Origin of the sequence: Lihuaxuella thermophila (assembly GCF_900110165.1) — a bacterium.
Classification (GTDB): domain Bacteria; phylum Bacillota; class Bacilli; order Thermoactinomycetales; family Thermoactinomycetaceae; genus Lihuaxuella; species Lihuaxuella thermophila.
This window is the reverse complement of the sequence record NZ_FOCQ01000011.1, coordinates 46,566-59,501: the sequence shown is the minus strand read 5'-3', so window position 1 is coordinate 59,501 and position 12,936 is coordinate 46,566. Positions and strand designations below refer to the sequence as shown.

At 50.1% G+C, this 12,936-nt stretch carries 12 protein-coding genes; 10 read left to right on the top strand and 2 right to left on the bottom strand.

The window, feature by feature from the left end; genetic code table 11:
• Positions 1-31: 31 nt before the first annotated feature.
• From mutL to glnA, 10 genes are all read left to right on the top strand, one after another.
• Positions 32-1,954 carry a DNA mismatch repair endonuclease MutL gene (mutL, locus tag BMW55_RS12895; RefSeq protein ID WP_089969927.1) on the top strand — a complete coding sequence of 641 codons (1,923 nt, stop codon included), beginning with the start codon at positions 32-34 and terminating at the stop codon, positions 1,952-1,954.
• A gap of 4 nt (positions 1,955-1,958) precedes the next feature.
• Positions 1,959-2,750 (top strand): class I SAM-dependent methyltransferase, encoded by a 792-nt coding sequence (locus tag BMW55_RS12890; RefSeq protein ID WP_089969925.1) that lies wholly within the window; start codon positions 1,959-1,961, stop codon positions 2,748-2,750.
• Positions 2,740-3,669: a tRNA (adenosine(37)-N6)-dimethylallyltransferase MiaA gene (gene miaA / locus BMW55_RS12885; RefSeq protein WP_089969921.1), complete on the top strand. Its 930-nt coding sequence runs from the start codon at positions 2,740-2,742 to the stop codon at positions 3,667-3,669. The genes BMW55_RS12890 and miaA overlap by 11 nt, the downstream gene beginning before the upstream one ends.
• Positions 3,670-3,706: 37 nt before the next feature.
• A complete protein-coding gene (gene hfq, locus BMW55_RS12880; RefSeq protein WP_089969918.1) occupies positions 3,707-3,949 on the top strand; it encodes an RNA chaperone Hfq in 243 nt (80 codons plus the stop codon).
• A 101-nt stretch (positions 3,950-4,050) separates the two neighbouring features.
• A complete protein-coding gene (gene spoVK / locus BMW55_RS12875) occupies positions 4,051-5,034 on the top strand; it encodes a stage V sporulation protein K (RefSeq protein WP_244527560.1) in 984 nt (327 codons plus the stop codon).
• 43 nt (positions 5,035-5,077) lie between these two features.
• Entirely contained in the window at positions 5,078-6,337 is a 1,260-nt protein-coding gene (hflX, locus tag BMW55_RS12870; protein ID WP_089969916.1) for a GTPase HflX, read from the top strand.
• Positions 6,338-6,421: 84 nt separating this feature from the next.
• Positions 6,422-7,699: a methionine gamma-lyase family protein gene (locus BMW55_RS12865; protein ID WP_089969913.1), complete on the top strand. Its 1,278-nt coding sequence runs from the start codon at positions 6,422-6,424 to the stop codon at positions 7,697-7,699.
• Between the two features lie 17 nt (positions 7,700-7,716).
• Positions 7,717-8,199 (top strand): DUF456 domain-containing protein, encoded by a 483-nt coding sequence (locus tag BMW55_RS12860; RefSeq protein ID WP_089969911.1) that lies wholly within the window; start codon positions 7,717-7,719, stop codon positions 8,197-8,199.
• A 145-nt stretch (positions 8,200-8,344) separates the two neighbouring features.
• A complete protein-coding gene (locus BMW55_RS12855; protein WP_089969909.1) occupies positions 8,345-8,743 on the top strand; it encodes a MerR family transcriptional regulator in 399 nt (132 codons plus the stop codon).
• 57 nt (positions 8,744-8,800) lie between these two features.
• Positions 8,801-10,144, top strand: a complete 1,344-nt coding sequence (glnA, locus tag BMW55_RS12850; RefSeq protein WP_089969907.1) for a type I glutamate--ammonia ligase — start codon at positions 8,801-8,803, stop codon at positions 10,142-10,144.
• Positions 10,145-10,429: 285 nt separating this feature from the next.
• On the opposite strand, the gene BMW55_RS12845 is transcribed toward glnA, so the two are convergent.
• Both BMW55_RS12845 and BMW55_RS12840 read right to left on the bottom strand, forming a co-directional pair.
• A complete protein-coding gene (locus BMW55_RS12845; protein WP_089969903.1) occupies positions 10,430-11,947 on the bottom strand; it encodes a long-chain-fatty-acid--CoA ligase in 1,518 nt (505 codons plus the stop codon).
• A gap of 169 nt (positions 11,948-12,116) precedes the next feature.
• Positions 12,117-12,800, bottom strand: coding sequence for a helix-turn-helix transcriptional regulator (locus BMW55_RS12840; protein ID WP_089969900.1), 684 nt, complete (start codon positions 12,798-12,800; stop codon positions 12,117-12,119).
• Positions 12,801-12,936: the final 136 nt, after the last annotated feature.

The following is a 12,936-nucleotide window of genomic DNA, read 5'->3' as shown; positions in this document are numbered from 1 at the left end:
GCTCACAAGTGTTGCACTTGAGGTGAGAGCGTTGGGAAAGATTCAAATTTTAGACGAACATTTAGCCAACCAGATTGCGGCTGGTGAAGTGGTGGAGCGCCCGGCGTCGATCGTGAAAGAGCTGGTAGAAAACGCGATTGATGCGGAAGCCACCCGGATTCAGATCTGGATCGAGGAGGGAGGAATCTCCCTCATTCGCGTTTCCGATAACGGGATCGGTATGGAGAGAGATGATGCCCAGCTCGCGTTCTCCCGTCATGCGACGAGCAAGATCAAAAAAGAGCGCGATCTCTTTTCGATTCGGACGCTTGGCTTTCGTGGTGAAGCGCTGCCCAGTATCGCTTCTGTCGCCCGTGTTTCCCTGACGACGGCACATGATTCCTCCGGTTTGGCCGTGACGGTGAACGTGGAAGGGGGAGAGCTCCTTTCCGTCGAAGAAACTTCCCGTACAAGGGGAACCGATGTGGTGGTTCGGGATCTCTTTTTTAATACGCCCGCCCGTTTGAAATATTTAAAAACCGTTAACACTGAAGTTAGTCATGTTGCCGACGTGGTTGGGAGACTAGCGCTTGCTCATCCCACGATCGCTTTCTCGCTCGCCCATAATTCCCGGGAATTGTTTCGCACCTCCGGAGACGGCAAGCTGCTTCACGTGTTGCATGCCCTGTATGGAAAGCAGGTGGCCGGCCAGTTGATTCCGTTTGCGGACGAAGATCCGGACTTCCGGGTGTCCGGGTTTATGAGCAAACCGGAAGTGACACGCTCGAGCCGTTCTTATCTTACCGTTATTCTCAACGGGCGCTGTGTACGTTCTCTGCCGATCACCCAGTCGGTGCTCAGAGCCTATGGGACACTTCTGCCAACAGGCCGTTATCCGGTCGGGGTTCTACACATTGAGATGGATCCCAAGCTGGTTGATGTGAACGTTCACCCGTCCAAACTGGAAGTACGGTTGAGCAAGGAAAAAGAATGTTGTCAGCTCGCGGAACGGGCGATCAAAAAAGCATTCCGGGAGGCAAGTTTTGTTCCGGAGGTGACCAGAGCGCCCGGGCAGGCGAAAGTGCAAAAAACGAAGGTTGTTCAAGAGGCGTTGCGCTGGGATTACGCGGAGCGCGGCAGGGAGTACCCGCCGCTACAGCCCCCGGCCTCCCGGGTAAAGGAAACACCGGATACGAAAAGGTCGGTCGCCGAACCTGATCCCGCAGCGTCGTTCATTCAACCGACGGACAAAAAAGAGGAAACAAGAAAGACTCCGGGAGAAGGGATTCATCCCGGGCGGATAGCAGAAACGCAAGCTGACCGGCCCGCTATGCCAACTCCTCCCCAACAAGAGGAGGTAATAAGCGTTCCCACGGAGGAAGAGAGGAAACAAAAGCTGCCGGATATGATGCCGCTGAGTCAAATTCACGGAACCTATATTGTGGCGCAGGCGGAAGACGGTTTTTATCTGTTGGATCAGCATGCAGCCCATGAACGAATCTATTATGAGGTTTTCTCAAAAAAAATGGGGGAAAGAAATCACCGGCAGCAAGCTCTGTTGATCCCGATGACGGTTGAATGCACGCCGGCCGAAGCTGAAGTGGTTCAGATGCATATCGAATATTTGAACCAGTGGGGTCTCGAAATTGAACCTTTCGGGGGAGCTACTTTTATCATTCGCTCATATCCCGACTGGTTTCCCAAAGAGGACGCCGAAGGCCTGATCCACGAAATTTTCGAGTGGCTGAAGGAGCACGGAAAAGTGGATACAGCGAAGTTGCGGGATGCGGGGGCGAAGATGATGTCATGCAAAGCAGCCATCAAGGCAAACCGCCATTTGCGCCGTGATGAGATGGAAGAATTGCTGAGGCAGTTGAATCAATGCGAGAACCCCTTTACCTGCCCTCACGGACGGCCGATCTTTGTTCACTTTTCGACATATGAACTGGAAAAAATGTTTAAGCGGGTGATGTAACATCTTGTTTGTAACGACTTCCTTTCACCCTGGCTCGAAAGAGCTTCATGAAGCAAGGCAATTGGCCGGTTGGCTCGGTGTTCCATTCATTATGCGCGGGCGCGATTCACTGGATGATTTATTTGTTCGGACGGGAAAAAAAGAAGCGGTGATTGTCGCCAAACAGGGGTGGAGGTATGAAAATCATGAAGGTCACCAGTTTTTTTTCCATCCCAATATGTCGGCTTTAAGGATCAAGCATTTGCTGAAGGGCGAACCGGATCCGTTAGTCACCTGTTCGGGGATGCAACCCGGGGACCATGTGCTGGATTGCACGCTCGGCATGGGAGCAGATGCAATCGTATCCTCCTTCGTCGTGGGAGAACAAGGAAAAGTAGTCGGTCTTGAGAGCCAGCCTGTCATCGCGGCCCTTGTCAAACAGGGATTGCAAACGTATCAAACGGACAGGGAGTATTTAAACCGGGCGATGCGCGCAATTGAAGTGATCCGGGCAGACTACCGGACCTATTTGAGGGAGTGCCGGGACGACTCGTTTGACATTATTCTGTTTGATCCCATGTTCAGGGAAACGGTGCAGGCTTCGGCTGCCATGCAAGCGCTCAAACCGTTGGCCAACCCCGCTCCCCTGGATCAGGGATCCGTGGAGGAAGCGGTACGGGTGGCGAGAAAAGCGGTGCTTCTGAAAGAGAGGCCGAAGAGCGGGGAATTTGAACGGTTGGGGTTTGAAATCGCGAAAGAAGCTTCTCATTATGCCTGGGGTGTGATTCGGAAAGAGGGGAGACCGGATGAATCCTGATCTGCTTCTGATTATCGGACCGACGGCGGTGGGAAAGACGGCGCTCAGCTTGCGGCTTGCCGGCGAATTTCGCGGAGAGATCATTTCCGGGGATTCGATGCAGGTGTACCGAGGAATGGATATCGGAACAGCCAAGGCTTCTGAAGAGGAGAGAGCCCGCATTCCCCATCATCTGATCGACATCATCGATCCGGATGTGCCTTTTTCCGTACAGGAGTTTCAACAGTTGGCTCGCCAAAAGATAGAGGAAATTTACAAACGCGATCATCTTCCCATGCTGGTCGGCGGGACGGGATTGTACGTCGAAGCAGTGACTCACGGGTACCATTTGCCCGGTGTCCCCGAAAACGGTCCACTCAGGCAGGAGCTTCACCGCTTTGCCGAACAACATGGAAATGACGCCCTTCACCTGCGGTTGCGCGAAGCAGACCCGGAGACTGCCGAACGGCTTCATCCCAATGACCGCAGACGGATCATCCGTGCCCTCGAAGTTTTTCATGCGACGGGAACCCCGTTGTCGAAGCTGGCCGGCAAACGAGAAACGCCATACCGCCTGTTGTGGATCGGTTTAACCATGCCGCGCGAACTCCTGTATGAACGCATTAATCAGCGGGTAGACCAAATGGTTTCGCAAGGTTTGGTGGAAGAGGTGAAACGGTTAAAAGAGAAAGGATACCACCGGGGTTTGACTTCCATGCAGGCAATCGGTTATAAAGAAATCATGAGTTACTTGGAAGGGGAACTGACGCTGAGTGAAGCGATCGACCTCATCAAAAAAGGGACACGAAAGTTTGCGAAGCGTCAGCTGTCCTGGTTTAGGCGGATTCCGGAAATCCGTTGGTTTGATGTGACAGAGGAGCAAAGTTTTGAAGAAATTCAACGACTGGTGGCAGGAAAGTTCCCTCACTATAGAGAATAAAGTAAACTAACGTAAAAATACATAGGAGGTACGGATTTTGAAACAATCCATCAATATTCAAGATACATTTCTCAATCAGATTCGCAAAGAATCGGTACCCGTTACCATCTATTTAGTAAATGGATTTCAACTTCGCGGTGTCATTCGCGGTTTTGACAATTTCACCATCGTGATCGACAGTGAAGGAAAACAGCAGATGGTGTATAAACACGCCATCTCCACCTTCACTCCGGCACGCCCCGTTTCGCTGATGAATTCTGAGGAAAATAAGGAAGGTTAAACCAAGCGGATCATTCCGCTTGGTTTTTTCTATGCGTTCACCAAAATCTGGGCGAGTGCGTATACATAGAAAAGCTAACCCAAATCGAAGAGGTGAACAGCGTGGGCAGAAGAGTTCTGACAGGAAATGAGAAACATCAAATTCATGTTGTGTTTGATCACCAAAGAAAAGAAGTCCTTGCAATGCCTCATTCTGTTTGCCATCAACCCCGTTCCTTCCCCGGCGAGGAAGAACACGGCCCGCTCAAAGATTGTCTCGAACAGTTGAATCAGCTGATTGGGCTCACACAGGTCAAGGATTTCGTTCGGGAAATCTACGCCTGGCTGGAAGTGGGGAAACGGCGGAGGGCAGCAGGTCTGCTCGCTGAACAACAAGTTCTGCACATGGTTTTTACAGGGAATCCGGGGACGGGTAAAACGACAGTGGCCAGAATTTTGAGCCGTCTGTTCCGGGAGATGGGCGTCTTGTCCAAAGGCCACTTGGTGGAGGTCGAGCGCGCCGATCTGGTGGGTGAATACATCGGGCATACGGCGCAGAAAACCAGGGAACATGTGCGAAAGGCACTGGGAGGAATCTTGTTCATCGATGAAGCGTATTCCCTCGCACGCGGGGGAGATAAGGATTTTGGAAAAGAGGCGATTGATACCATGGTGAAAGCCATGGAAGACTATAAAAATGAGTTCGTGCTCATCTTAGCCGGATACTCGGATGAGATGGATCATTTTTTGCGTTCAAACCCGGGGCTTCCTTCCCGTTTCCCCATTCGTTTGGCCTTTCCCGATTTTATGCTGGATCAACTGATGGAAATTGCCGAGTTGATGGTGAAGGAACGAGAGTACCGGTTGTCCCTGGCAGCGAAAGAAAAATTACGGAAACACCTGCAAAAAGAGATGCAGCAAGGTGACAGCCATTTCGGAAATGCGCGCTATGTGCGCAACCTGATTGAGCAAGCCATCCGCCATCAAGCGGTACGACTGTTAAACATGCGATACGCGGGTCGTGATGACTTGATGACGCTCCGGGCGGAAGATTTTCAGTTTGAGGGCGCCTGCAGGAAAACACCTGTCTATTCATGGTATAATTGAACCTGGTCGGTATGAACCGATGGAATGAAAGGAGAAATGAAGAATCGAACCGCAAGGACAAAAAGAGAAAGCGATATTAGTAGGGTGTGGGCCCTCAAGCCATAAGTGGGAAATCCGCTCTTCTCTCGAGGAACTGGAACGCCTGGCAGAAACCTCACAGGCGGATGTGTTGGCGAAGGTGATCCAGTTCCGTGACCAAATCGACCCATCCTGGTTGATCGGGAGGGGGAAGGCGGAAGAGATTGTACAATTAGCGGAAGAAAAGGCTGCGGATCTGGTCATTTTTGACCAGGAACTCTCTCCGGCTCAGGTGAGAAATTTGGAAAGGCTGTTTCCTTGCAAAGTGATAGATCGAACCCAGTTGATTTTGGATATCTTTGCACAGCGAGCCCGGACCCGGGAAGGACGCTTGCAGGTAGAATTAGCCCAGCTGGAATATATGTTGCCGCGCCTGGCAGGACGGGGGAAAGAGCTGTCCCGTCTCGGGGGAGGAATTGGAACCCGCGGACCCGGGGAAAAAAAGCTGGAAACGGACCGCCGGCATATTCAACGTCAAATTCGCGTGTTAAAACGCGAGCTGGAAGAAGTGAAAAAACATCGTCAGTTACATCATCAAAGACGCAAAAAAATGGACTTGATCCAAGTAGCACTGGTCGGATATACCAACGCCGGGAAGTCGACGCTGTTGAACCGGTTGACAGGTTCTGAGGTATATGCGGAAAATCAATTGTTTGCCACTTTGGATCCGACGACGCGCTTATTGCAATTACCCTCCGGCAAAAAGGTGCTCCTTACCGATACGGTTGGATTCATCCGCAATCTTCCGCATCAATTGGTTGCCGCTTTTCGCTCCACACTGGAACAAGTAACGGTTGCCGACCTGCTCCTTCATGTTGTGGATGCCAGCCATCCGGAAGCGGGGGAGCAGATGGAGGCAGTGGAAAAAGTATTAAAGGAACTGGGGGCTGCCCACCTTCCCATCTTAACGGTATATAACAAAGCGGATCGGACGGATTTGACTCCGGGGAGGGAAACGGACGAAACATCGATCCATATTTCCGCCTTCGATGATCAGGATATCCTTCGGTTAAAAGAGAAAATCGAGCAGGTGATATTCCATGAACAGATCGAAGGAAGAGCGGAAATTCCCGTGGAGCGCGGAGAATGGATTTCAGCTCTGTATCGCTCGGCCGAAATCCTCAGTTCAAAGGTGACGGAGCTTTCGATACAGATCGAGTTTCGCTTGCCCCTGCACGAATTTGAAAGGCTTTCACCTGAATTGAAACGTTACATCCGCACTTGATGCAAGCTCGTTTTATCTGGACTTCACTTAGCAAGCCGGTTGATAGAAAACAGCAACTCCTGATGGTAGAAATGGTGTGTCAAAGTGTACAAGCATTTAAAAAATGGCGTTTGGATTGAGAAAAAAGTAACTGCAATAGAGCAAAACATTGCTCCTGTCATCCGAAAAATTGAAAGACAGGTCGAACACGCACAGTGGAGGGTGCTTACCTCGTTTCGCGAGTTCGGAGTGAGCGAGCATCATCTGCATTCCTCCACGGGTTATGGATATGATGATCTCGGTCGTGAAACACTAGAAAAAGTATTTGCCGACCTGTTTGGAGCTGAACAGGCATTGGTTCGCCCCAATATTATTTCGGGAACCCATGCGATCGCCTCTTGTTTGTATGGGGTATTGCGCCCGGGTGACGAGCTGATCTACCTGACCGGGAAGCCGTATGACACCTTGCAGCAAGTGATCGGCTCCAAACGGGATGGTTCAGGTTCGCTGGCGGATTACGGCATTACCTACAAAGAGGTTTCACTCCAACCGTCGGGACAAGTGAACTGGGAAGCGTTTGAACAAACAGTCACCGATCGGACACGCATGATCGGCATCCAACGATCGAGAGGATATGCGGACCGCCCTTCTTTTACCATTGCTCAAATCAAGGAAATGATTGGGCGGATCCGCGCCATTCGTCCGGATGTGGTCATCTTTGTGGATAACTGCTACGGGGAGTTTGTGGAGCCGGAAGAACCGACGCACGCAGGGGCTGATTTAATTGCCGGATCCTTAATCAAAAATCCGGGCGGAGGTCTGGCCAAATCCGGAGGATATATCGCCGGCAAAGCCAAATGGGTGGAGAGGGCGGCTTCCCGTCTGGTCGCTCCGGGAATCGGGGTGGAAGGGGGGGCCACCTACGGGTATCTACGCGATTATTTTCAAGGGCTTTTTCTGGCTCCGCATGTGGTTGGCGAAGCCTTGAAAGGGGCCGTTTTTGCCTCGGCGCTGCTTGAAGAGTTGGGCTTTCATACGACTCCCGCGTGGCATGAAGAACGAACCGACATTATACAACAGGTTCATTTGGGAACGCCTGAACTTCTCATCGCATTTTGTCAGGGAATTCAATCCGCTTCCCCCGTTGATGCGCATATCCTGCCGGTTCCGGCATCGATGCCGGGTTATGCGGATCCGGTTATCATGGCTGCCGGTACGTTTGTTCAAGGAGCCAGCATTGAGCTGTCCGCAGACGGGCCGCTCCGTCCGCCGTACATTGCCTACCTTCAGGGCGGATTAACCTACTCTCATGTAAAAATAGCGATGATTCAAGCTTTAGACCGGATGATTCATACCGGACAAATCACAGTTGCTTTGAAATAAAAGGGGATGACCTTTTCATGGAAACCATTTGGTGGATCCTGGTCGCCGTTCTCTTTGTCCTTGCTTATGCAGGTTTAATTTTGCCCGCTTTGCCGGATGCACCCTTTGTTTTGGCCGGTTTTCTGATCTACCACTTTTTAATCGATCCTACTCAGCTGGGTTGGTCATTTTGGATCCCGGCCATATTGGTGGTGCTCCTCCTTTTTGTGGTTGACTACATCGCTGGCGGTCTTGCCGCCAGGAAATACGGCGGGTCGAAGTGGTCGATGGTGGCTGCCATTGCCGGCGTGCTCATTTTTCCGCTTTTTCTCGGACCGGTCGGTATCATCGTCGGCCCGTTCATCCTAGTTCTGCTTACGGAACTGTTCCTCAACAGAAGTTCCGAAGACGCTGTGAAAGTCGCTTTCAGCACGTTGGTCGGCTTTTTGGGGGGCGTGTTTGTCAAATTTTTAGCCATTACCGGCATGATCGTCTGGTTTTTGTTTCTTGTTTTTGTCTAGTTGGATCGCTTTCTCGGGATCTTTCCTGAGAAGCGATTTTTCTTAGATGCTCATGTTATTTTTTTTTACATGGGTTGACAAACAAAATTGACATGAATAAAATGAAGATAACAAAGCAATCCCCAAATGAAAGGAGGGCGCCGGAATGCGGGATAATATTCGTAGAAATATGCCTTTGTTCCCCATCGGGATTGTAACGAAGCTGACTGAGCTGACTCCGCGGCAAATTCGTTACTATGAACAGCAGGGGCTAATTTCTCCGGCGCGTACCGAAGGAAACCAGCGTCTGTTCTCTTTTAATGATGTGGATCGCCTGCTCAAGATCAAATCTTGGATGGAAAAGGGCGTAAACATCGCTGGTGTAAGGGAAATGCTCAAACAATCTCAGGAAGTCATGGAAGCGAAGAAAGAAGCGGAAAAAGCCAAGAAAGAGTTGTCCGAACAAGAGTTGCGCCGTTTGCTCAAACGCCAGCTCATTCATCCCGGACGACCGGGCGAAACTCATCTGACCCGTGGCGAGCTTTCGCGATTCTTTCGCCACTAATCAGCTTCCAGTCTGAAATAAAACATATCCATCTTTCTTGAAGGGAGAACAGGACAGATGCCTCAACGCAATTACACCAAAGAAGACATTCTCCGCATTGCCGACCAAGAAAACGTAGCCTATATCCGTTTGATGTTTACGGATCTCTTGGGAACCATCAAAAACGTCGAAATTCCGCGCACCCAATTGGAAAAAGCGCTGGATAACAAATTGATGTTCGACGGATCTTCCATCGAAGGATTTGTACGGATCGAAGAATCCGATATGTACCTCTATCCGGATCTCAATTCCTGGGTGATTTTCCCTTGGGGTTCTGAAGCTGGCGGTAAAGTGGCAGGGCTCACTTGCGATATTTACAATCCGGACGGAACTCCTTTTTCGGGCGATCCCCGCGGAATTCTCAAAAGAGTACTGAAAGAAGCGGAAGATTTGGGCTTTACTGCCTTCAATATCGGTCCGGAACCTGAATTCTTCCTGTTTAAAACCGATGAAAACGGGGAGCCGACTTTAAATCTGAACGATAAAGGCGGTTACTTTGATCTGGCTCCTCTGGATTTGGGCGAGAACTGCCGTCGTGATATCGTTCTTACTCTGGATAAAATGGGCTTTGAAGTGGAAGCCTCTCACCACGAAGTAGCTCCGGGCCAACATGAGATTGACTTTAAATACGCAGGCGCAGTGAGAGCCGCTGACCAAATTCAAATGTTCAAACTGGTGGTTAAAAACGTGGCGCGCCGTTACGGTTTGCACGCAACCTTTATGCCGAAACCGCTATTCGGTGTAAATGGTTCCGGTATGCATTGTCATATGTCTTTGTTCCGCGGCTCTGAAAACGCGTTCTATGATGAAAGCGACGAACTGGGCTTGAGCCAAACCGCTCGCCATTTCCTGGCAGGTATTCTCAAGCATGCCCGTTCTTTCACGGCGGTTACCAACCCGCTCGTCAACTCTTATAAACGCCTGGTACCTGGTTATGAGGCTCCATGCTATGTAGCCTGGTCACCGAAAAACCGCAGTCCGCTCGTACGTGTACCGGCTTCCCGCGGTTTAAGCACCCGGATCGAAGTTCGTTGTCCGGACCCGTCTGCAAACCCCTACTTGGCTCTCGCGGTTATGCTCAAGGCTGGTCTGGACGGTATCAAAAACAACTTGCCGCTGCCGAAACAAACAGACCGCAATATCTACATCATGGACGAAGCGGAGCGCGAAGAAGCAGGCATTGTCAGCTTGCCGGCTAACCTCAAAGAAGCGTTGGTCGAATTGCAAAATAACCCGGTGATGGTGGAAGCGCTGGGTGAACATGCTCTGTCCCATTTCGTAGAGGCCAAAGAAATTGAATGGGATATGTTCCGCACCGCCGTTCATCCATGGGAACGCGAACAATACCTTTCTCTGTACTAAAGATCAAAAGCAGGAAGACCGATGTGATTCATCGGTCTTCTTTTTTTATCCTAGTTGAGGCAACCGATTTGAAGATTGCGGCATTCACTTCCACCAGAGAAGGATATCACGAAAAAAGCCTTTCGCCCTGAGGAGGACGAAAGGCTTATGTATTTTTGGGGTGGGAAATCTACCGTGGGGTTATTTTCCAGCGCAGTCAATTTTGTAGACATGCTATAATTGTGAATGATTGCATGCCAAGGAGATTAGAACATCGTCCGGATCCTTGCTTGGCAGCTCTTCGGCTCACTGCGCTTTCTTTTGCTGATTGGCATGTTGACGAAGCACGTACTTCATCACTTTGCCCATGCTGTTTTTCGGCAGTTGATCTACAAAGACGACTTCATGCAGGCTGTGATCAGGCAAATACCGGCGGACATAGGTGATGATCTCCTCTTCGGTGATCGAGTTTCCTTCTTTCAACACGACATAAGCCCGGGCCAGCTCTCCCCACACCGGATGAGCGACACCGACCACGGCGGATTCGGCCACTTGCTCCAACTGATTGATGACCGATTCCACTTGCGCCGGGAACACATTTTCCCCGCTGGTGATGATCATGTCGCGCAGACGGTCGATCACGTACAATAAACCGTTTTCGTCCATCCAACCCACGTCCCGCGTATGATACCAACCATGCCGGATCACTTCCTGGGTGGCTTCTTCCATCTTCCAGTATCCTGCAAACATCAATGGCCCTCTTAAAACCACTTCTCCGATCTCTCCCGGAGGAAGTGCTTCGCCTGTGGCGGGATGAACGATTTTCATCTCTGTCTGATAAACAGCTTTTCCCGCCGACTCGCATGTCTCTATCCCATATTCAGGCAACCAGAAGGTGGCGGCTCCCGCAAACTCCGTCGCACCGTACACCTGCACCACCTGGTAGCCGAAATCGTACATCCCCCGGATCAACTCCGCCGGCACCTTGGCCCCGCCGCAGATAATCATGCGAAGGGAAGGCACATCTACAAAGTTGTACTTCAACGACTCATACATGAAGTTTAGCATCGACGGTACGGAAAACATGGTGTTGATCTTCTCGGCATCGAGGAGTTCCCAAATCTTCATGGGATGGAATTGGTCGTTCACGACCATTGTAAGGCCACGGACCAGGCAACAGATGGGAATGATCATCCCGCTGATGTGGAACAGTGGGGAGGTCACCAAAAACCGATCCCGGTACCGCCAATCCAATGTGGTCGTGTTGGCGATGCTGGCTGAGTACATATTGTTGTGGGTACATACAACCCCTTTGGAGCGGCCGGTGGTTCCGGAGGTATAGATAATTACGGCGGGATCTTCTCCGATCACATCCACCTGCGGCTCTTCCTCAGGATATCCTTCAACCAGCTTCTCCAAAAAGGAAGCGTCGTCTATGTCCAAGCGAATTTCCTGCTGAATAAACGGGAGTGTGCCCAACAACGGGGCGACCTCATTGAATTCTTTGTCGTAAAACAGAATTTTGGGGGTGCAGTCTTCCAGTATGTAACGAATCCCGTCCGTTTTGAGCCGCCAGTTGATCGGAACGGTAAGGGCGCCGATTTTAGCTGCAGCCATATAGATAATGGCAAAAGCATGACTGTTTTTGCAAATGAGAGCGATCCGGTCACCTTTTTGCACCTGTAATTGAAGCAGGTAATGCGCCAATTTGTTTACAATCCGATTGTACTCCCGGTACGTAAATCGCTTTGTTGGCGAAACCAAAGCCTCCACATCCGGAGACAACCGTGCCCGATGGCGAAGCAACTCTCCAATAACGCTCATCGACATAGAACCCTCCTTTATATTGATTTATACTTACATGTTAGTATATTTGTATTCAATTGTGAACTATTTAGCTTATTATAAATAATTTTCATTATATACATTAAAATTTTTCTATCTGCTTCGAGTGATGGTTGCCCACAGCTTCATACTTTTTCCTTGGCTTCGCTTATTGAATGATTCCACGGCGGAATGCTTCCGCCACTCCTTGTGCCCTGTTTTGCGCGTTTAGTTTCCTCAGCGCAGACTTGACATAATCTTGTACGGTAAAGACGCTGATTCCGATGTTTTTCGCGATTTCCTGACTGCTTTCTCCCCACGACATTCTCTGTAGAACTTCTATTTCCCGATTGGTTAACTTGCTCTCGTTTTCACTCCGGTCATTGGCCATTGCTTTTCCAACCAGTTGCCCATAAAGAGTCAGTGAATGGAGCAGACTGTCCTCTACCGGTTTAAAACCTTCCGGTTGTCCGCTGATCCCTGCGAAGCCCATTACAGTCCTCCCATGACAGATCGGAACGATAATGACGTAAGATAAACCCTGGACATATTTGGCCGGAATCTGCCGGATCAACCGGGAATCTACCAATTTGCTTTTTCTCTCACGGATGACCGAAAGAATGGGAGGGATGTTGCGGACATTCTCCCGCAGCTCTTGTATGGAGAATAAACCCTGCTCATTGGCATGCAGAATTCCTTCACCCATTTGATTGAGCGGCGAATAATTAAACAGAGAGGCGCTTATAAAGGGAAAGAGTTCAATAAATCCCCTCACTGCAAGCACCAGCTTTTCCTCGTGGTAAAGTGCGGACTCAATTCGATCAATATACTCAATCATTACAGGGCTGACCATCAATTGCCTGTCCTCCTCTGTTTTGGGGGGTGGTCTACCTGTGATCAAGGGAATATGTTTCGACTTATAAAAGAAATATAATAAATTATGAAAGGAGGAAAATAAATGGTTACAGAAAAATGGTTATATTATAAAT

Coding starts and splice junctions, on each gene's coding strand:
- BMW55_RS12855 (WP_089969909.1), top strand. CDS start 8,345: ATGCGGGATAATATTCGTAGAAATATGCCTTTGTTCCCCATCGGGATT.
- BMW55_RS12845 (WP_089969903.1), bottom strand. CDS start 11,947: ATGAGCGTTATTGGAGAGTTGCTTCGCCATCGGGCACGGTTGTCTCCG.
- miaA (WP_089969921.1), top strand. CDS start 2,740: ATGAATCCTGATCTGCTTCTGATTATCGGACCGACGGCGGTGGGAAAG.
- BMW55_RS12840 (WP_089969900.1), bottom strand. CDS start 12,800: ATGGTCAGCCCTGTAATGATTGAGTATATTGATCGAATTGAGTCCGCA.
- glnA (WP_089969907.1), top strand. CDS start 8,801: ATGCCTCAACGCAATTACACCAAAGAAGACATTCTCCGCATTGCCGAC.
- BMW55_RS12860 (WP_089969911.1), top strand. CDS start 7,717: ATGGAAACCATTTGGTGGATCCTGGTCGCCGTTCTCTTTGTCCTTGCT.